Consider the following 19674-nt stretch of genomic DNA (forward strand, 5'->3'; position numbering starts at 1 on the left):
ATAATACATAAAAATGATTAATAAGTTAATAAAATACCTACTATAAGCCCTATGATAGCAAATATAGTTAGGGGTAACTTAGGCTTACCGACGATTTTAAAAACGACAAATCGTCATTCCGCTACGTGTTAGCGGAATCTATGCTGAGATACCGCGAATGAATCGCGGTATGACGTTAGAGAGCTGTGCTAGCTATAGTGCATACCTGACCATAAGGTGACAAGATTTTAAAAAGGCTCTATAACAGTTTTACACATGTATGAATCTCAATGAGCAATCAGATTTTTCTAAATAGCAGGCTGGAGAATATACCTAAGTTCCATTCCGCAATATTGCCTAAACTTTGTGGTGGGGACAAGGTGGTGGATCTGCTGTTTTATAAGCCACTTAGTTATGTGGATAGAAGCAAGTTACTATCTGATGCTCGAGTTGGAGAATTTACAACTTTCATTGCAAAAGTTTATGAACATCAGTCGCCCACTTTTAGAGGTAGACCATATAAAATAGTCGTTGAAAGTGAGAGTCAGTATATATTCATAGTCTTTTTTAATTACTCAGTTAAGTATTTATATAAACTATTTCCAATTGGAGCGAATGTGATCATCAGTGGCAAACTCGAAAAATTTGCTGAACATTGGCAAATTACTCATCCAGATTACGTGTCGCTTGACATCAACCAATTTAAAAAAATAGCTTGCATAGAGCCAGTTTACCAATTATGCCGTGGCATTACCAATAAGCGCATTGGGAACATAATAAGCTCTAATCTAAAGGAATTGCCTGATTTACCAGAGTGGATAGATGATACATTAATCAAGCAAAAAAAATGGTTAAGTTGGAGGGAAAGCATCATAAAGTTGCACAGACCAAGCTCATTGGTGGAAGCTGAGGTTTGTAGAAAAAGGCTTGCTTATGATGAATTGTTTGCGTATCAGCTAGCGCTGAAACTTGCAAGAAAAAATCATGTGAAAGAAAGGGGAAGAGAATTTATAATATTGAGTAAATATAAAGAGCAAGTTTTAAATGAATTGTCGTTTCAATTAACAAATGATCAAACTCGTGCAATAGATGAGATCTCAGAGAGACAAAAATCCAAGTATCGCATGATAAGCTTGCTGCAAGGTGATGTTGGTAGTGGCAAAACCGTAGTTGCACTTTTTGCGATGATAAATGTGGTAGAAAACAACATGCAGGCAGCTCTAATGGCACCGACTACTATCTTGGCGGAGCAACATTATAATTGGATTGAGGAAGTTTTATCCTGTACCGATATAAAAGTTGCGCTGCTTACTGGTAAAACTTCGCGCAAGGAAAGAAAGATTATCATGAACGAACTTGCAAGTGGTGTTTTAAATATAGTGATTGGCACTCATGCACTATTTCAAGCTAACGTTACATTTAAAAATTTAGGGCTTGCAGTCATAGACGAGCAACAGCGATTTGGAGTGATGCAGAGAAATCGCTTGGTAGGAAAAGGAGAAAATGCCGATATACTTTTCGTTACTGCAACTCCCATTCCAAGAACTTTGCAGCAAGCTATGTATGGTGACGTTGAATGTTCAATTTTGAAAGAAAAACCAAAATCCAGATTGCCAATAAAAACTGTAACTATGAACATTAGTAGGGTGCCAGATGTTATTGAAAAGCTAAAAGGTGCTATAAACAGGGGCGAAAAAGCATATTGGATTTGTCCATATATAGAAGAAAACGAAGAGACCAATATTGCTGCAGCAGAGATGCGTTTTCAGGAATTACAAAAAACATTTCTTGATAAAGTCGGGATAATACACGGAAAATTGACTCAGGAGCAGAAAGATCAAGTTATGTTTTCCTTCAAAAGGAATGAATTTTCTCTGCTTGTTGCAACCACTGTGATAGAAGTTGGTATAGATGTGCCAGATGCAACCATCATGATTATAGAAAATGCAGAGCAATTTGGGTTATCACAATTGCATCAGTTAAGAGGCAGAGTAGGGCGAGGAAACAAGCCATCTTTTTGTGTATTATTATACGATAATTTAAGTAAAAGCTCATCTTCAAAGTTAAAGATCATGTGTGAGTCACAAGATGGATTTTACATTGCTGAAAGGGATATGATGCTAAGAGGCAGTGGAGATATTTTAGGCACAAAACAATCAGGATGTATGGAATTTAAATTTGCTGATTTATATCAGGACAAAGAGCTGCTCAATCTCGCGTATAATAACGCAAAAGGCGCAATGGCTGATTTTGAATTACTGCTTGATATATTTGAATATAGGAGTAGATTACATTTTTCAAAATTTCAGTAGGAAAACCAGGTAGCCCGCAGAAACGAAAAAACTTCCTTGACAAACCTCGCCAGCCCCCTTATCATGAAACTGAAGCTATTGTATTTGCTTTCGCCAATCTGCAGATTAAAAGGTAAGGATTACTTAATGTATCGGCGTCTTATGTTCAATTTTTTGCAGTATATAGATACTGTATGTCTTTACAAAACTTCATCTACATCTAGATTTTTATCTAAATAAGCTGAACGCGCTTATAAAGCGTTACAAGACATCAAAAAATGCCAATACTCGACAGAGATAGTAAAAGACTAGCTAACTCGGGGATTCTTTGTCTTTTTTTCTGCTTAGTAAATTTCTTAAACATTTGCAGCGTAAGTTAGTTGCAATTAAAAGCAGCTGAATTTCGCTTGTCAAGCGTTTAAAACATAAAAAACGCCAATATTTTAAAGCGGATAATAACCACGGGGCTTCTTTTGCCTTTTTTTTCATTTGGTAAATTTCTTAATGTTTATGGCTAAACGACAACCGTCATCCCGCTGCTTGTTAGCGGGATCTCTTGTTAGCGGCTGAGATACCGCGAATGAATCGCGGTATGACGTAGATTGCTGTCATTCCAGTGCTCCTTTTTTTGTCATCCAAGCAGCCTCCTATGGTGTCATCCCAGTGCCCAGACACTGGAATCCAGCATTTCACACAATCCCATCAAGAACGTTGTATTTTACATAACACTTTTATGCTTACCAACCCAGTGTCCAATCAAAATTCCTGGATCCCAGTGTCTGGGCACTGGGATGACATCATAGGGACACTGGGATGACACCATAGGGGCACTGCCGTCATAAAGGAACCAGTGTCAGCTACTTGAATGACATCATGGGGGCGCTGGCCTGACAACCGTCATCCCGCTGCTTGTTAGCGCCGCGGCGGTATGACGGTCCGCTGCTTGTTAGCGAGATACCGCGAATGAATCGCGGTATGACGGTGTAATGACGGTTAAGTAATTCGTTATCCCGCTGCTTGTTAGCGGAATCTGCTGTGGCGACATAAACTCAAATCATTTCAAATTTCAATCCAAAGAGGTATCATTATGTCAAACAACTTCAATTTTAAAGAATTTTTTAACCACTATGAAACAAATAGTACGTCAGATGATATACAAAGGTATTATTTGCTGTGGAAATCAGTAATAGCGCAGGCAATGATTGATGCAGCAAGTAACTGTAAAAAAACAGAAAGCTTGGTAGAAAAACGTAAGGCAATTTCTTGGTTGTCAGACTTTAGTCAAGATTTTGTGCACACATGTATATTGGCTGATTGTGATCCGGTATACGTAAAAAATAAAATACAGCCAACCTTAAAAAGCCTTACTAGATAAAGCCTTTTTATATACTTAATGAGGTTTACTCCTTTTACCGAAAAAAATATAATTCAATCTCCTATCTATAGTTGCCTCTATATCTTTGATTAATAGCTGCTTTATCATGTTTACTTTTCGCTTTGCATCTTGAGCTTGACGCTCATTGTTACCACTGTTATTGCTGTAATTATTCTTATCACTATAACTACTGCCACTTGGTTTGCTACTGTTACTGAACTCACTACCCTTTTTTCTTCTTGTGTTGAGTATCTGTATTATCTTTCCCTTTAAAAAGGACTTCCAGCCTGTGCCAAGTAATAATTTATAGAGAAAATGCGGAGTAAGAAACGCCACTAATATTCGAATAGAAATTCCGTAACCGAGATCTTCCCTATTTTCATAATACCACTTGCAATATTGAAACAAACGGTAAAACGCATTTTTGAAAGAGCAAAATTCTACAGCATACCAAAAACCATTGCTGAGAAACATGAGCACAATGCTGAATGTGTAAAGATACATTGTGAAGAGAAACAGTTTCACAATTATATCTTTTAGACTACCTAATATATAATTCAATAATCTTAATTTATAGAAAAGTGATATCATTTCACACCCACTTCAATATGGCTGGGGTGGAAGGATTCGAACCTTCGCGTGGCGGTATCAAAAACCGCTGCCTTACCACTTGGCTACACCCCAATACTACTTACATCAATAACACTATTAGCCCAATTAGTAAAAGATTTATTTGCTTTTTCTATGGGCATCACAGCAATAGCTGGCTGATCATAAGAATGCATTGCTTCGATTTTTTCTACAATTTTATCAACTTGATCATTCCTGCTCTTCATAATTGCCACTACTTCACAACCACTGTTAATTTCACCCTTCCATAAATACAGAGAATTTACTTCAGTTACACATACAATTAACTTCTCGTTTAACAATTCTTCAGAAATAGTTTTAGCCTCATTTAAATTTGAAAAAGTTGAAAACTAAATTATTCATTAGAATCTATATAAACGCATTGCTACTATACTCCACTCAGGTTTATTCATCAAGAGAAAATAACGCCAGCGCGTACTGTATGAACATTTGTTTGCAAAGGTAGTATGTTAAGTGTTATAGCTAGTTTGCCTCAAACGTAAAGGTGTCATCCCAGTGCCCCTGTGATGTCATTCCAGTGCTTGACACTGGAATCCAGTTTTCCATATAATCTCATCGAAAACGTTGTAACCACTTTCTATGCTAGTTTGCTTGTAAACAAGCAAACTTTCCTGGATCCAAGTAGTCAAGCACTGGGATGACACCTTTCCTAGCAGAGAAATCACAATGTTCATACGGTTGTACGCATACCGCTGGGATCTAGGATTTTTCTATAGTTTAAAAACAAAAAAGGATGTTACTCAATGAGTAACATCCTTTTGGAGAAGGTGGATAGCTTTGTTTAGTTCGTTTTCACAGCTGTTTGTGCAGCTTGCTGTTGAACGTCAGTGTCAACAGCTACTTTCGTGGAAGGCTGTCCCACCAGTTTGTCCAGATGACCTGTCTTTCTTAAGTCAGCTTGGGTTTTTGCCTTGCCATTTTCAGTAAACATTGTATGTGTTGGAGAAGAAGTTGGTGAATTGAATCCACTATCAGAACCATTACGATTACTAAAAGAATTGTGTAATGTAGATTCAGTTTTAGCACTTAAACTAAATTCTTTTAAGTTTTTCTCCATTGCTGCCCCAACTTCATCTTTACTGAAAGATTGTTCCAATCTTTCTAATGAGCTTGTTGGTGTAGAAGGACCAGATGAACCTCTTGCACTATCAAAAGAATTACTGCGAGTTAGAGTTCCTTTATTCGAATTACCAAGATATTGGTTTACTTTAGGATCACTGAGAACATCTTCACTGAAAGAACTTTGTCCATTTAAGTTAGTCAATGAGGCGCTTCTAGTTGGTACTTCTGGAGTTTCTACCCTAGTAAGGTTGCTAGTACTATTACGTCGTGCAACTCCTGGTCTTCCTCCTATTGTTGCAGTTTTATTAGTATTCTCAATTGGAGTAGGAGTATCAACGTAAAAAGTGCTATTTCCTATTTTTCTAGGCAACGTGTCTGATTCAGAAAGAACTTGATATTTAACTTCAGAAGTTTTTTCTGACTTTTTGCCACTTTTGAAAGGTGATGAAACCTTATCCCAAAGTGAAGTAGCTGTTTTCACTTCTTTATGGTTTGCAGGATTTAACAATTCCGCTTCACTGCTAATGGTACTGTCAGTACTTACAGAATTTAGAAAACTCATTGAACTGCTTCTTGATGAGCTGTTTTCAAAAGATTGCATTGAACCTTTTCTGATACCATACTTTCCTGCTACTTCATTAAGGTTCTCTATGGAGTTAGAAAGTTTATGCTCTATTTTGCACTCTTTAACAATCCTCTTAATTTCATCGTGATGGTCAGAGAAAATTTCATAAAGACTGTTATTATCTTTAGATAACAAACTTTGCAACTTCTTAGCGTATAATTTATTGACAAAATCTGCTTGCTGTTTCAACTGATTGATCAACTGGTCCTTTTGGAAACCTGATTGACCATCAACAGAATAAGCTTTCTCTAATATTTTTTCTCCCAGCTTAGAAAATATTTCCTTAGTTAAAGCAAAGCTATTCACGGCTTTGTCTTCAAGAACTTCCTTAATAAACATCTCCTTTACACTATTGAAATTCCTTGTTTTTTCTTCTGTTTTCAAAACAACAGTTTGACCTTCGTTATCTATTGAATATGGGATGGCGTCTAAACTAGACATACTTTTACTTAAATTACTTAAACTGCGCCCCATTTTTCCTAACGTAGCACCAGTTCTCTCTCTTGTTGCTCGTCCCACAGAACTTATAGCTCCTTTTACTGAATAATAACCTTCTCTTGCTTTTTCTGCAGTATATACTGACGTGTCCTTAACTTTCCCGGCAGTATATTTCGCCCCATCAACTGTTTTTTCTGCTGACCATTTGAGCCCTTTATATCCAGATTGAACTGTTTTTACAGCGACTTTTACAGCGAAATATAAAGCAAGACCAACTATAGCACCTGGTATAGCAAGTGTTGCACCAACTGCCAAAAGTGGTAGTACTGCCGTAAATAATCCACTTGCTGCACTTACTACAAGAATCTTATCTCCTTGTTTCATCTTAGAGAATTCTGTATCCCCTTTTAACAGGTCAGTAATTCTTTCTTTTAGCTTCTTGGGATCCTTAGCAGCCTCTAAATTTAATGAATCTTGCGTCGTTTTATTCAAACCAAGATCATTTCCTTGTTCAGTTACAACAGAATTTTTTTCATTAGGTGACATTTTAAACCTCACTATTAATTAAATATATTATAATTGTATTCCTTGATTCTTAAGTTAGTGTTAAATTGATTGCCAGTATTTATTTGTCTTCAAATAATTTCGCTTGACGTGTTTTTTGATAGTGTGGAAAATTAGGTCAAGAAGCTGCAGCATTTATGAGGTATAGAAAAAGAACACTCATCTTTTTGGCTGTTATAACTTTAATAATAATGGTTTTATTATTCAGCTATCATTTCCATTTTCACGAAGACGTAGTGCACTTAAAGAGTGACAACAAAGAATTCAAAAAAAAGCCAGAAAATTCCATAGAGTCAACCATACTACATAGAGAAAAGGAAGTGTACGATCATGTTTTCCATCCTGATGATTAATTTGTAAATAAAATAGCAATTTATGTTTGCATTTTCTTATTAAAGAAGTAATATTAGCGTATTAATTATAGAATCAATCATTATGTTTGATGATAATAATCCTTGGAATCTGGGAAAGAAACCGGTAGGGAACAAAACTCCTAATAATGAAGATATTTTAAGTAAAGCTGTATCTGATATAAGGTTCTTTCTTAATGGATTAACCAGAAACAGGGGCAAAAAACCTTATTTCATCATTTTCATTATTTTGCTGTTCTATGCTTGCACTGGCTTTTATATTGTCCATCCTAGTGAAGAAAGTATAGAACTTACCTTTGGTAAATATTCTAATACGGAAACACCTGGTTTGCGTTATCACTTCCCCTACCCTATTGGCAAGGTTTTTAAAGTGAACGTTAAGGAAGTAAATCGTGAAGAAATTGGGGTAAGTAGTTCTTATGGGCGAGATACAGATCGCGGTGAAGGCGTGATGCTAACTGGAGATGAAAATATAGTCAACGTTAACTTCGAGGTTCAGTGGCGCGTTAGAGATGCTAAGGACTATTTATTCAAAGTGCGGGATTACAAACCCGGTTTCAGTGTTAAAAATGCTGCTGAAAGTGCCATGAGAGAAATAATAGGTAAAAATACGATCTCTTTTGCACTTGGTCAAGGCAGACCAGAAATTTCTAGAGATACTAGAATTCTATTGCAGCAGATTCTTGATGGATACCAAATGGGTATAGAGATTTTATCTGTTCAAATGAAAAAAATTGATCCACCAGAAAAAGTCATTAGCTCATTTAGAGATGTACAAAGTGCTCGTGCAGACAAAGAGCGTACTATAAACGAAGCATATGCTTATAATAATGATATTATACCTCGAGCAAAGGGTGAAGCGATAAAGATAAAATTAGATGCACAAGCATATGAAAATGAAATAATAAATGAAGCAAAAGGTAATGCAAATCGCTTTTTATCTCTTTATGAGGAATATAGACAGAATCCTTCTCTCGTTAAGAATCGTATTTATCTTGAAACTATGGAAAATATTTTCAGTAAGGTAGACAAAGTTGTTGTAACTGATGATCTGAAAGGTATGTTTTCTTATTTACCTCTTACAAATTTAGGAAAATAACCATGAGTAGTAATATTAAAATTGTTTTTGTTTCTGTATTTGTTGTTTTATTGATTGCTTTATCTAATTCAATATTTGTTGTGCAAGAAACAAAGCAAGCAATAGTTATACAACTGGGTAAAGTTGTAAGGGATGTTAGGGAAAGTGGCTTATATTTTAAGTTGCCATTCATAAATAGTGTAGAGTTTCTTGATAAAAGAGTTTTAGATTTAAGTCCTGATAAGATCCCAAGGGAAGTGATAACAGCGGATCAAAAACGTATTATAGTAGATGCGTATGCAAAATATAAAATAACAAATCCTGTTACTTTTTACCAGGCTGTGAGGAATGAATCAGGTCTGGTTAGAAGATTATATCCGGTTATAGAAGCACACATAAGAGAAAATATAGGCAGATTTTCGTTGATTAGCTTGTTGAATGAAAAAAGATCAGAGGTTATGCAATTGATTCAGCGTGGAGTTTATTCTGAAGCTGAAAAATTTGGCATAGAAATAATAGATGTAAGAATTAAGAGAGCAGATTTACCAGAAGAAAATAGTTCTGCAATATTTCGCCGTATGCAAACTGAAAGGGAAAAAGAAGCAAAAGAAATTAGAGCAGAAGGAGAGCAAGCTGGGCAGGAAGTTAGATCAAAAGCTGATAAATTAAAAAGGGAAATTATCTCCAGTGCAGTAAAAGAATCGTACGAAATAAGGGGTCGTGGTTATGCTGAAGCAACTAGGATTTATAATGAGGCATTTAAAGTTGATGAAGAGTTCTTTAACTTTTATCGCTCTATGAGTGCTTACAGTAAATCATTTGCCGAAAATAATACTAAATTTGTACTTTCACCAAACAATAACTTTTTAGATATTTTAAATAAAGGATGGAAATAATTTATGAAAAGTAAGGCATTTATTTTATCTATATTTGCATATTTTCTAATTGCGTTTTCTTCGTATGCTAATATGTTTGATTGGAATGCAAAAAAGGTCGTTGATGCTAGCACTACTGCATGCAACTGTAATCAAGGACTTGCCGATTTAGTGGAAGAACTCATTCCTGCGGTTGTAAATATTTCAAGCGAACAAATCATCAAACAAGAAAATAACAGCAGAACTAGAGTTCCATCTATGCCAGGAAATAATTTTTTTGATGATTTTAGAGAGTTTTTTGAGCATTTTGATCAGTTTTTTATGGATAGGGGCCCTAGTGTTAACAGAGAGGTGGTGTTGCTTGGTTCTGGGTTTATTATAGATAAAGGTGGAACTATAGTAACAAATTATCACGTTATTAAAAACGCCCAAGATATCACAGTTACTATGAACGATAATACTTATTTCAAAGCAGAAGTTTTAGGCTATGATGCAAGAACTGATCTTGCTGTGCTTAAGATTAATTCTGATAAAGATCTTTCTTCTGTTGCATTTGGTGATTCTGATAAAGCAAGGGTTGGTGATACGGTTATGGCAATAGGTAACCCATTTGGTTTGGGTGGCTCTGTAAGCACAGGAATTATATCTGCAAGGTCCAGGGACATTAGTATTGGCACTATGAATGAATTTATTCAAACTGATGCTGCAATTAATAGGGGTAACTCTGGAGGACCGTTATTTGATTTAAATGGAAAAGTTATAGGTATTAATACTGCTATCTATTCTCCATCTGAGTCTGGCGGCAACGTGGGTATAGGTTTTGCCATACCATCTAATTTAGCTATGTCAATTATTGACACATTAAAAAGTGGCAAAAAAATAAAACATGGTTGGCTTGGTGTGCAAGTTCAGCCTATAACGAAAGAATTTGCTGAGTCCTTGGGTTTAAAAGATATAAAAGGCGCATTGGTTGCAAGTATAGTAAAGGATAGTCCTGCAGAAAAAAGTGGGATTAAAGTAGGTGATATATTATTAGAATTTGACGGTAAAAAAATCGATAGAATGACACAATTACCTCAAATGGTTTCAAGAGCTGGACCTGAGAAAAAAGTGCAAGTTAAGTTACTTAGAAAGAGCAAAGAGGTTAATATTAAAGTTGTGATCGGAGAATCTACAAATGATGGCCAAGATAACAATCAAGAAGAAAATAAATCAACATCTGATTATGTAACCGGTTTAACTGTTTCAAATCTGCCAAAAGAATCAAAAGAAAGTAATCCTACAAAAGGTGTGATAGTTACCAATGTAGATAGTAACAGTAATGCCACGCTGCGTGGTATTAAAAAAGGAGACATTATTATCCAATTAGATGGAACCGATATAGAAAATACTAATGATTTTCAAAAACAAGTTGATTCAGCAGTAAAGAAAAACGGTAAAGATTCAATAATGTTGCTCATTTACCGCAATGGAAATCAATTCTTTACTTCGATAAAGTTGAAGAAATAGCACTCGTAGGTTATTTACTAAATTAGCAGCATTGTAAGCCTGTCATTATAACACCTCAATCTTACAAGACAAATCAAAACTATTAAAGTCTACATTCCATTCACTAAAATACACATATGGATAATATAAATTTTCTAAAATTCATTGAACTGTGCTTTCAAACAGTGGTGCCGGGATGTGAGTATAATGATTATCAGTACATAAAAGTCATAGCAGACAGGCTGGAAGCAGCGAATGCTGGCGAAGTAAGGCGCATAATATTCAATATGCCTCCGCGTTCAATGAAGTCCATATGTATGAGTGTTGCGTGGCCCGCATGGATACTGAGAAATCAGCCAACTGCAAGAATAATAGTTGCAAGTTATTCTAAGTTGCTTAGTGAAAAACATTCGCTCGATACCAGGTGCATAATGCAATCTGATTGGTATAAAGAACTATTTCCAGAGGTAGAACTATCCAAAGACCAGAACACTAAATATAAATTCCAAACAGTGCAGAGAGGATTTAGAATCGCAACATCAGTTGGAGGAACATTAACCGGTGAAGGTGGTGACTTTATTATTGTGGATGATCCGCTTAACCCTGCTCAAGCTTTGAGTGAAACATTTAGAAAACGTGCCACAAACTGGTTCGATCAGACTTTAGTAACGAGACTCAACGATAGAAAAAAAGGAGTAATTGTGCTTGTGATGCATAGGCTCCACCTGGAAGACTTAACAGGGCACCTCTTATCCAAGCCAAAAAACATATGGCATCACATTTGTTTGCCAATGATTTCTGAAAAAGTGGAGATAATCGACTCAATTATAACACAAGAAAAAGGTTTATATTCAAGAGAAGAGAATGAGTTATTATATCCCCTGGAGGGAGGAAGAGAAGAAGTTGAGATGATAAAAGTTGAACTCGGGAGTTACGCTTTTGCTGCTCAATACCAACAAAATCCTCTACCACTTTCAAGCGGTATAATAAAACAAGAGTGGCTAAAGCGCTATAAAAATTTCCCTGATAATCTCTCACATGTAACTCAAAGCTGGGACACTGCAGTTTCAACAAACGATTCCAGCGACTTTAGCGTCTGCACCACCTGGGCAAAAATAGATAATAAATTCTATCTACTTGATGTATATCGAGCAAAGCTTGAGTATCCAAAGCTTAAAGAGCAAGTTCTGTCACTAGCTGCAAGATGGACGCCACACGCAATTTTGATTGAAGCAAAAACAAGTGGTCAGCAATTAACACAAGAGCTAAAGGCAAATAGCGATCTACCGATTATCGAAATAATTCCACACAATGACAAACTCACTCAAAATTGTTCCGTTGATAGAGTCTGGTAGGGTTTTTTTGCCACAGCAAGCAGTATGGCTCAGCGATTTCGAGTACGAAATTTTAATGTTCCCAGAAGCTCGCCATGATGATCAAGTGGATAGTACCGCGCAATATCTGCAATGGACAAGAAAAACTAACACCAGTGCTTTCAGGGTCAAAGACTTTGGCCCCAACCCTAATAAACCATTTAGGTGGTTAAGATATATCTAAAAACCTAAATTTATTTCCCCAAAGCTTCTCACGTACGCTCTACAGAATGTGAGTTTACCTGTTGCACACTACACTCTGTAACCTTTAAAGGGGCACTTCCCTTATGTTGTACAACAGGAGAAGCAGGCGATCCCATAGAAGAAAAACCACTATCTCTATTAGAGTTATCAGGTGACGATAATTGTGCTTCTGCAAGTCGCCGTAACTGTGATTCTTTACTCTCACATAGAAATCTGCTTAGCTCCCTTTTCCCCGAAAGAGTACGCGTCAAATATAAATGCCACTCCTCCCCAGGGGAGAAATAGTTGGAGTTTAGCTTCTTTCGCTCCTCAGGAGAAAGAAATGGGCGTAGTTCCTCTCTCTGATCAGGATTAAGACGTTGTTGCCACTCTGGTCCACCTTCATGCATAGGAGAAGTCACCGCTGAGGATGGATTACTTCTTGCTCTTATTCTAGCTGGGAATGAAGAAAATAGCTTAGACACAGATGATTTTTTAGTTACAGGACCCCCAGGAGCACTTACACTTGAAGATATCGAATACACCGAACCACGTCCTTTGTTATTTTGCCTAAAAAGTGAAGTTACACCATCAGACTTTCTTTTACTACAACGCCAACCACCCCCATGTTTCTTCTCCGGAGATTTACTATCTTGTGACTTTGCTTCAGAACACTCATTACTACTTTTTCGATCACTTTCATCAGTAACTTGCTGTTTTTCAGGTTCCTTATTAGAAACCTCAGAATTTAAGAATGTTGAACTATCCCATGCTCTAAGAGAACAAGTGGATTGACTTGGATCTATTTCCCCCAGCACCCCCAGAGAAGGCTCTGTTTCTTCCTCTCTTTCTGATCCTTGCCTGGGAGGACTCTCTAACCCTTCACCACGACTTTGCTTGGGACACCCCCGTGTCGGTGATGGTTCAGCTAATAGCGTTCGAGGAAGCTCAGGGTCAATGGACAGTTCATGGTCTTTGTTGATTACAGAGCTTTCCATGATTTTATTCAGCACACAATAAGAAATGTCTTGATTAGCAAAATCTATTCCGTATATTCCTCTCCTGCCAAATACTGGTAGATGTTTTGGTGAAATACAATCTTCAACATTATTTAACACGGTCATACCAAATACTTTATTAATATCATCCGCTTGTTCCTTGCTTAAAATTTTATAATATATAATATTATCAATAATTTCCTTAGCAGCAGGTATAAGAACTGAATTTTCACCACTGCCTGTATAAGAAACATGAAGTACAGAATTAATTGGTATACCTACTTTACGAGACAAATCAATCACTGGAAACTTTAGATTCTCAACAGTTTCATCCTCAGCACTTGTAACCTCAAAATCACGACATTCCAAAGATGCTTTGTGTTTTACTATGTCCTTAATGAACTTAGCCTTATTAAAGATGCTCCCCTTTATATACACACAATTGTCCTTGACTTTCAAGAAACCATCAGTTCTTTTAGGACTATTTTTATAACCTTTTACTGTCGCTGAGAATGACTCTATAAAATACTCTTGTAACCTTTTATCATAGAAACGCATACAATATAGATAAGATTTCCTGTCAAAGCTTTCATCAGATGTATACCCTTCTACATGTTCTAAACCAAAATCTCTTCCCATAGCACCTGTGATGTCTCTCCCAAGCCCATTAGCTAGCAAACATTTTAGATTGAAAACTATACTTTGATCTATCGGCACTGAAAATCTATACTTTCCATTACTATCTACCAATTGGCTCCGATTGAAATTAAAAGGAAAAGATTTCATATCAAAAGATAAACTAGCAGTACTTTCATTTCCACAGAATGTTTCTACTATCCTTCCTTTCATATTGTTTAAATACTTCATGCATTGATCAGCATCCATACTTTTATCAAATGAGATAACAATACGATCTTCCTTCTTAAAAAAAGTTTGATCTGTGCTTTGTACGGTAAGATTAGTAATAGCAACCTCATTATGACAAAGAATAATGTTAAATGCTCTTACTAATTCTTGATTCATTATATTAGGCATAATATCCCTCCCTATTCAAATTACCATAAATTTACTGTTACTTACCACTTCTGCCACTACCTTGACCACTAGATTGATTTTGCTTCCTTCTCTCCTCCTCACGCTTAATTCTCTCTGTAAAGTCATCAACTCTCCTTGGATCTATAGCATCCGCTCTAATTCTTCCTCCTCCTGGTGCATTATTATCGCCATATTTTCGTTTTTCATAACCTGAACCTTTATTACTATCCATATTATCCCCCAGTAAAAATATTATGTAATTAATATACTAAAAATAAAATTAAGTGCAAGCACTTTTTTATATTTTTTTTCAAAAAATTTTATTCACTCTTTTTCATAAAATTCAGTTTTCTAGATTCCAGCGTCACGCGCTGGAATGACACCTGTATTTCTCTTTGCCATCAATCCCTACTCTTTAATGTCATACCAGTACCTCTTTTTCTTGTCATCCCAGTGCCCAGACACTGGGATCCAGTCTTTTTTGTCATCTAAAGCTAACACTAGCTATCCCCTCGATGGTGCTTTTTCTGGTGCCTTTCCTATTGAATCCACATGATTATTAACTTTTACATCATCAATCAATCTTTTTGGTGGTTGAGCAGTACTAGCATTAGACTTTCCATTAGAAGCTTGCTCTTGCCAATCACCAATTGGATAATTGTGTGCAGGAAAGCTATCCCGATTGATTTTTCTTGATTTCCTATCACCAAGTTTAAATTTTCCACCTCTTTTTCGCTGATCTTGTTTTGGCTTCTCCTCCTCCGGAGCTTTCGGTGGACACACCTCTTTCTTCGGTTCCTCCGGCTTCGCTTTTTTCTCTTCTTCTACTTTTGGTTTTGTTTCCTCGCGGTTCTCATTGTTTATAACCTCCTTAAATATAGAAGGCATTATAGGCTTTGGTAAAAGATCAAGCTCTGGTTTGCTCAGAGGGACTGGCCTTACAAATCCTGGTGAAATTTCAAAAAGGAAAACTGGCACTTTAGGTTTTTCTCTTTCGTCTAACTTGATTTCTACGTTTTCGCAAACTTCTTTATTTTCTTCCTTTAATGATGTTTTTTCTGCTTTTTTATCTTCTTTTTCTGTAGATGCCTCTACCGCAGCCGCCAACTCAACTCCAAACATCTCTGCGAACATTGTAACAATCCATCCGACAACGGCCATTTGTAACCTGAGTTTCAGATCTTGCAATGCAGTTAATCTTTCTAACGCCCTTGCAAACTCTTCTTCTGATAACTCACCACTGCCTGATTTTTCCTGCAATTCTTTTATCTCTTTGTCCAACCTCTGATTGAAACTTAAATCGCGTGCAAAAATCTTCTTGATTAACTCCTTAAGCTTATCACGGAAAAACTTAATTATCGAAAGAAGCCAATTTTTTTCTTTCTTCTCCTTGAGCATTTGGTAGATTTTCGGATCATCTACATCTACTTCAAAAAGGTTGAAGAGAGATTCAAAGAAATTCCAGAAATCTCCGAGTACTCTTCCTTTTTCACCAGTGAAGTAATCCTCATCATCACCTTCTCCGATATGTAGCTCTGCTTGAGATGAGATTTCATCGATACAACTAGGTCTTGTCGACATAAAAAAATAGTGATATAGAGTACTCTTTATTAATAGGTAAAGAGAATGCTATATGATTTAAAAGATGAGCAATGGGAGAGAATAAAAAACAGTCTGCCAGGTAAGGAAGGAGATAGAGGAAGAAGCGCAAAAGATAACAGGAGATTCGTAGCTGCAATAATGTGGATAGGTAGAACAGGAGCAACATGGAGAGCATTGCCGGCTGAGTATGGAAAATGGTCAAGTGTACATAAACGTTTTATAAGGTGGGCAAAATCTGGTGTTTGGCAGATGATTTTCAACACATTAGCTGTTAATGGAGACACAGAGTGGCTCATGATAGACTCAACAATAATCAGGGCACATCAACATGCTGCTGGTGCAAGAAAAAAATGTGGAAACTGGTAGACAAGAACAAGAGCTGGGACGGTGCAAAGGAGGATTTTCAAGCAAATTACACGCTGCTTGTGATGCTTTGGGCAACCCACTGAGATTCTTTGTTACTGCAGGGCAAAGATCGGATTACGTAAAAGCTTTAGACCTGATAGAAGGCAAGAACATGGAGGCACTTATTGCCGATAAAGGGTATGACGCAAATTATATGATTGAGGCTGCAGAAGCTGTAAATGCTGAGCCAGTAATCCCACCGCGTTCCAACAGAAAAACACCAAGAGAATATGACAAAGAATTGTATAAAGAGAGAAACTTAATCGAAAGGATGTTCAACAAAATCAAGCACTTCCGCAGAGTTGCTACACGCTACGACAAATTGGCCATAGCTTTTCTGTCTTTTGTTCACATTGCTGGCATTTATCTTTGGTTAAAATAAATGTCGACACTGCCTAGTAAACCTCAGTAGGTCTGCCAGTTGGGCCCATAAGAATTATTTGCTCGCCTTCTCTTAAGTGTCTGCATAAATTAGTGGAGCCGCCGATTTCCAGCACAATAGTGGAAATAATTCCTTTTTTTTTGTCTACTTCAGTGCCAGTCACAGCTATACCTTCCATAGCAAGGTTAGTTTTTCTGCTATTGGTTTCAAAATTTTGCAACCTAAAAAATTGTCCAGGTTTAAAATTCTTTGCCGCAAGAGGTGCTTTAATCACTATTTCTATCACTTTATCTGTTAAATATTGAACTTTTATGACTTTTGCAGCGAATTGCTCTTTGATTCTATTGAAGAATTCTTTGTTAGCCAGATCTTCAATGCTTGACCACGCATTTTTTTTCTGGCCCACAACATCACACACTGGAATGACAGAAACGAAGCTATTAACTCTATTCAAAAGCTGGGAAATAATAGGGTAGCCGTTCTTAGCACTTGCCATAGCTTTCACGACGCTACCGCTATACGAAGGGTGAAGATCACCAAAAAAGCTGATTGTTTTATTGCCTTGCTTATACACTAATATTCTATCTTTATTTTGCATTTTTGGAGAAAATATTGGATCTATTTCTTTTCCCAATGAATTCAATTGAGTAAAATACCCATTACTTAATTTAAAATGCTTTTCATCTTCTGTTGCAATAACCGTATTTGGCTCAGTACCTGCTGCTATAAAAATAGAACGTGCTTTTATACGTTTGATTTCGCCGGATTTTGTGTCTATCAGTTTTATTGACTCAGCATGGTTATATTTATCCGTCACAACTTCAACTGGCTCTAAGTTTTCAATAAAGTAAATTCCTTCTGACAGTGCATTTTGCACCTCTTCGCTATTTAATCGATAACTCGGTGAATCTTTTAGCTCTTTTCTATATATAACTTTCACTCCCCCGAGGCTCTGCATCAACTCTAATATTTTTATTTCTCTACTCTCTTTTTTTGCTAATTCTTGCTCTGCTTGGATCAACTTTGCATGCGATATGAGCCCATTCGCAATTTCGTGCTCTTCTTCTGTCCAATCTTTTTCAACACAGTCCTTTCCATACTTATCAACTAATATCTCATAACGAAGAAGAAATTTTTTTACTTGAATTGGATAATACGCTAAAGCTTCAGTGGCAGTGTCAATCGCAGTAAGCCCCGCACCTATGACAACTATCGGCATGCGAACTTGCAGATTTGCTATAGAATCGAATTTAAGAGCGCCAGTCAGTTGTAACGACATCAGAAAATCAGATGCCATGCGTACTCCACGAGCTAGTATGTTTTTTATTTTGATCATTCGTGGCTTACCAGAGCCAAGTGCTAGGGCGATGTGATCAAAACCCAAGTTGAAAGCATCATCAACATTAATCGTGCCACCAAAACGAATGCCTCCATAAAGTGCGAAATTCTCACGTCTTTCCAGCAGTAATCTAATAATCTTTAAGTAATTCTTATCCCACCGAGAAGTAATGCCATATTCTGCCACCCCACCAAACCCATCTGCCGTGCGTTCACTCAATTTTTCGTGTTTGAAATCTTTAATTAGCTGGAAATTATCGATCAAAGGTTCAATCTTTAGTCCATCAATGGCGATAACGTTATGCCCATCATTCAACAAATGATGAGCTAAATTAAAACCAGCAGGACCAAGGCCTACAACTAGAACGTTTTTTCTGGTGTTTTCTCTTGGCAATGAACGCTGAAAATTTAAAGGATTCCAACGGCTGAGCAGAGAATATATTTCAAATCCGTACGGTAAACTGAGCACATCATCCAGAATCCTTGTTTCAATTGCTGGCACATTTACGGGTTCTTGTTTTTGATATATGCACGAATTCATGCAGTCATTGCATATTCTGTGTCCAGTAGCCGCGCATAATGGGTTATCTATCATCACAATTGCAAGACTTGCTATGCTGTACCCTTCGCTTTTCACCAGATTCATTTCTGATATTTTCTGCTCTAGTGGGCAGCCGTGCAGTTCAACTCTAAGTGGAGACTTTTTGAAAGTATTGTCATCATTAATTAGCCCCTTTGAGCAGCTATCCTTACTTTGCTTATGACAAAATATGCAGTAATGAGCATTATCCAATGCTTTATCTAAACTAGCCTTTTCACTTGTTAGGTCAAAACCGTATCGTCTTTTTACTTCATTTGAATACAGCACTTCAACTTTGTCTACTTCTTTTTTAGAAAATGGTATGAGGTTTTCGTGGTCAATTTTTTTATGTATGCTAAATAATATGCTCTGTTTATTTTTTACTCTCCACACTGCATATTGTGCTGCAAGTTCTATTTCTTCTTTGTGATTTTCTTTATCTTCAAACCAATGCATCACCTGCTCAGCAAAATTTTTTTCTGTTGTTGGCAAAGTGAGAAAATGACTTAGTTTGTTAGTAATATCTATATTCGCCACATTAGTGTATTTCTTCAATGCATAGCGTTGGACAAATAATCTTTTGCACTTATATATTACAGCAAAGTCATTGTGCTTTTTCTTTAGCTCCTCTATTTCTTTTTCAACATTGAAAAGTTTTGCAATAAATTCATCAAGTAAATATGAGAGGTCTACTATTAACTGACTATCTGTCATCCAAGTAGCTGACCGTCCTTCTTGTTTTCTAGATCCCAGTGTCAAGCACTGGGATGACGGGGGGTGACACTGGGATGATGGGAGGTGACACTGGGATGACATCGAAGAAGAAGCTGCTTTTTCTCTTGCTTCAATTAATGAACAAAACAAGCTCTCATCACATGATTTGATATAATTCAAAAATGTCTCATCTAATTTTATTAATCCATTGCGAGTATATAGATTAGAAAATGAGATGTTGAAATTCAGCTTCATTGCTATACTATA

The 19674-nt window shown here is 36.6% G+C and carries 14 protein-coding genes, 1 tRNA gene and 2 pseudogenes; 8 read left to right on the top strand and 9 right to left on the bottom strand.

Annotated features, from left to right (window positions below; genetic code table 11):
- Window positions 1–269: 269 nt before the first annotated feature.
- The 3 genes from recG to AAGD50_RS00290 all read left to right on the top strand — a co-directional run bounded on the left by recG (window position 270) and on the right by AAGD50_RS00290 (window position 3645).
- Entirely contained in the window at window positions 270–2291 is a 2022-nt protein-coding gene (gene recG / locus AAGD50_RS00280; RefSeq protein ID WP_015589220.1) for an ATP-dependent DNA helicase RecG, read from the top strand.
- Window positions 2292–2898: 607 nt separating this feature from the next.
- On the top strand, window positions 2899–3087 hold the full coding sequence (locus AAGD50_RS00285) for a hypothetical protein (protein ID WP_182309102.1): 189 nt from the start codon (window positions 2899–2901) through the stop codon (window positions 3085–3087).
- Window positions 3088–3357: 270 nt separating this feature from the next.
- Complete coding sequence (locus AAGD50_RS00290; protein ID WP_010962862.1) at window positions 3358–3645, top strand: hypothetical protein; 288 nt, start codon at window positions 3358–3360, stop codon at window positions 3643–3645.
- A 15-nt stretch (window positions 3646–3660) separates the two neighbouring features.
- Here the strand turns inward: AAGD50_RS00290 and AAGD50_RS00295 are convergent, their stop codons facing one another.
- The 5 genes from AAGD50_RS00295 to AAGD50_RS00315 form a co-directional block, all read right to left on the bottom strand.
- Entirely contained in the window at window positions 3661–4236 is a 576-nt protein-coding gene (locus AAGD50_RS00295) for a hypothetical protein (RefSeq protein ID WP_151807992.1), read from the bottom strand.
- An 18-nt stretch (window positions 4237–4254) separates the two neighbouring features.
- Window positions 4255–4329 (bottom strand) — tRNA-Gln (locus AAGD50_RS00300).
- On the bottom strand, window positions 4320–4589 hold the full coding sequence (cutA, locus tag AAGD50_RS00305; protein ID WP_395460184.1) for a divalent-cation tolerance protein CutA: 270 nt from the start codon (window positions 4587–4589) through the stop codon (window positions 4320–4322). The genes AAGD50_RS00300 and cutA overlap by 10 nt, the downstream gene beginning before the upstream one ends.
- Window positions 4590–4805: 216 nt before the next feature.
- On the bottom strand, window positions 4806–4970 hold the full coding sequence (locus AAGD50_RS00310) for a hypothetical protein (RefSeq protein ID WP_153296807.1): 165 nt from the start codon (window positions 4968–4970) through the stop codon (window positions 4806–4808).
- A 107-nt stretch (window positions 4971–5077) separates the two neighbouring features.
- Window positions 5078–6967 carry a hypothetical protein gene (locus AAGD50_RS00315; protein ID WP_264723961.1) on the bottom strand — a complete coding sequence of 630 codons (1890 nt, stop codon included), beginning with the start codon at window positions 6965–6967 and terminating at the stop codon, window positions 5078–5080.
- A gap of 453 nt (window positions 6968–7420) precedes the next feature.
- Here AAGD50_RS00315 and hflK point away from each other — a divergent pair, with 453 nt between their 5' ends.
- The 4 genes and pseudogenes from hflK to terL all read left to right on the top strand — a co-directional run bounded on the left by hflK (window position 7421) and on the right by terL (window position 12354).
- Complete coding sequence (gene hflK, locus AAGD50_RS00320; RefSeq protein WP_010962866.1) at window positions 7421–8455, top strand: FtsH protease activity modulator HflK; 1035 nt, start codon at window positions 7421–7423, stop codon at window positions 8453–8455.
- Window positions 8456–8457: 2 nt separating this feature from the next.
- On the top strand, window positions 8458–9330 hold the full coding sequence (hflC, locus tag AAGD50_RS00325) for a protease modulator HflC (protein WP_155969359.1): 873 nt from the start codon (window positions 8458–8460) through the stop codon (window positions 9328–9330).
- A gap of 3 nt (window positions 9331–9333) precedes the next feature.
- A complete protein-coding gene (locus AAGD50_RS00330) occupies window positions 9334–10818 on the top strand; it encodes a DegQ family serine endoprotease (RefSeq protein ID WP_264723962.1) in 1485 nt (494 codons plus the stop codon).
- Between the two features lie 116 nt (window positions 10819–10934).
- Window positions 10935–12354: pseudogene (gene terL / locus AAGD50_RS00335) on the top strand (phage terminase large subunit).
- Window positions 12355–12382: 28 nt separating this feature from the next.
- Here terL and AAGD50_RS00340 read toward each other — a convergent pair.
- From AAGD50_RS00340 to AAGD50_RS00350, 3 genes are all read right to left on the bottom strand, one after another.
- Window positions 12383–14386: a hypothetical protein gene (locus tag AAGD50_RS00340; RefSeq protein WP_265044220.1), complete on the bottom strand. Its 2004-nt coding sequence runs from the start codon at window positions 14384–14386 to the stop codon at window positions 12383–12385.
- 37 nt (window positions 14387–14423) lie between these two features.
- The gene (locus AAGD50_RS00345; protein ID WP_264723964.1) at window positions 14424–14618 is read right to left on the bottom strand and encodes a hypothetical protein; all 195 of its coding nucleotides are present in this window, start codon (window positions 14616–14618) and stop codon (window positions 14424–14426) included.
- Window positions 14619–14890: 272 nt separating this feature from the next.
- On the bottom strand, window positions 14891–15967 hold the full coding sequence (locus tag AAGD50_RS00350; RefSeq protein ID WP_341810049.1) for a hypothetical protein: 1077 nt from the start codon (window positions 15965–15967) through the stop codon (window positions 14891–14893).
- A 45-nt stretch (window positions 15968–16012) separates the two neighbouring features.
- On the opposite strand from AAGD50_RS00350, the pseudogene AAGD50_RS00355 reads away from it, so the two are divergent.
- A pseudogene (locus tag AAGD50_RS00355) lies at window positions 16013–16775 on the top strand (IS5 family transposase).
- Between the two features lie 13 nt (window positions 16776–16788).
- On the opposite strand, the gene AAGD50_RS00360 reads toward AAGD50_RS00355, so the two are convergent.
- Complete coding sequence (locus AAGD50_RS00360) at window positions 16789–19662, bottom strand: FAD-dependent oxidoreductase (RefSeq protein WP_265041051.1); 2874 nt, start codon at window positions 19660–19662, stop codon at window positions 16789–16791.
- Window positions 19663–19674 lie beyond the last annotated feature (12 nt).

The organism is Wolbachia endosymbiont (group A) of Apotomis capreana (assembly GCF_964027025.1).
Lineage (GTDB): Bacteria > Pseudomonadota > Alphaproteobacteria > Rickettsiales > Anaplasmataceae > Wolbachia > Wolbachia pipientis.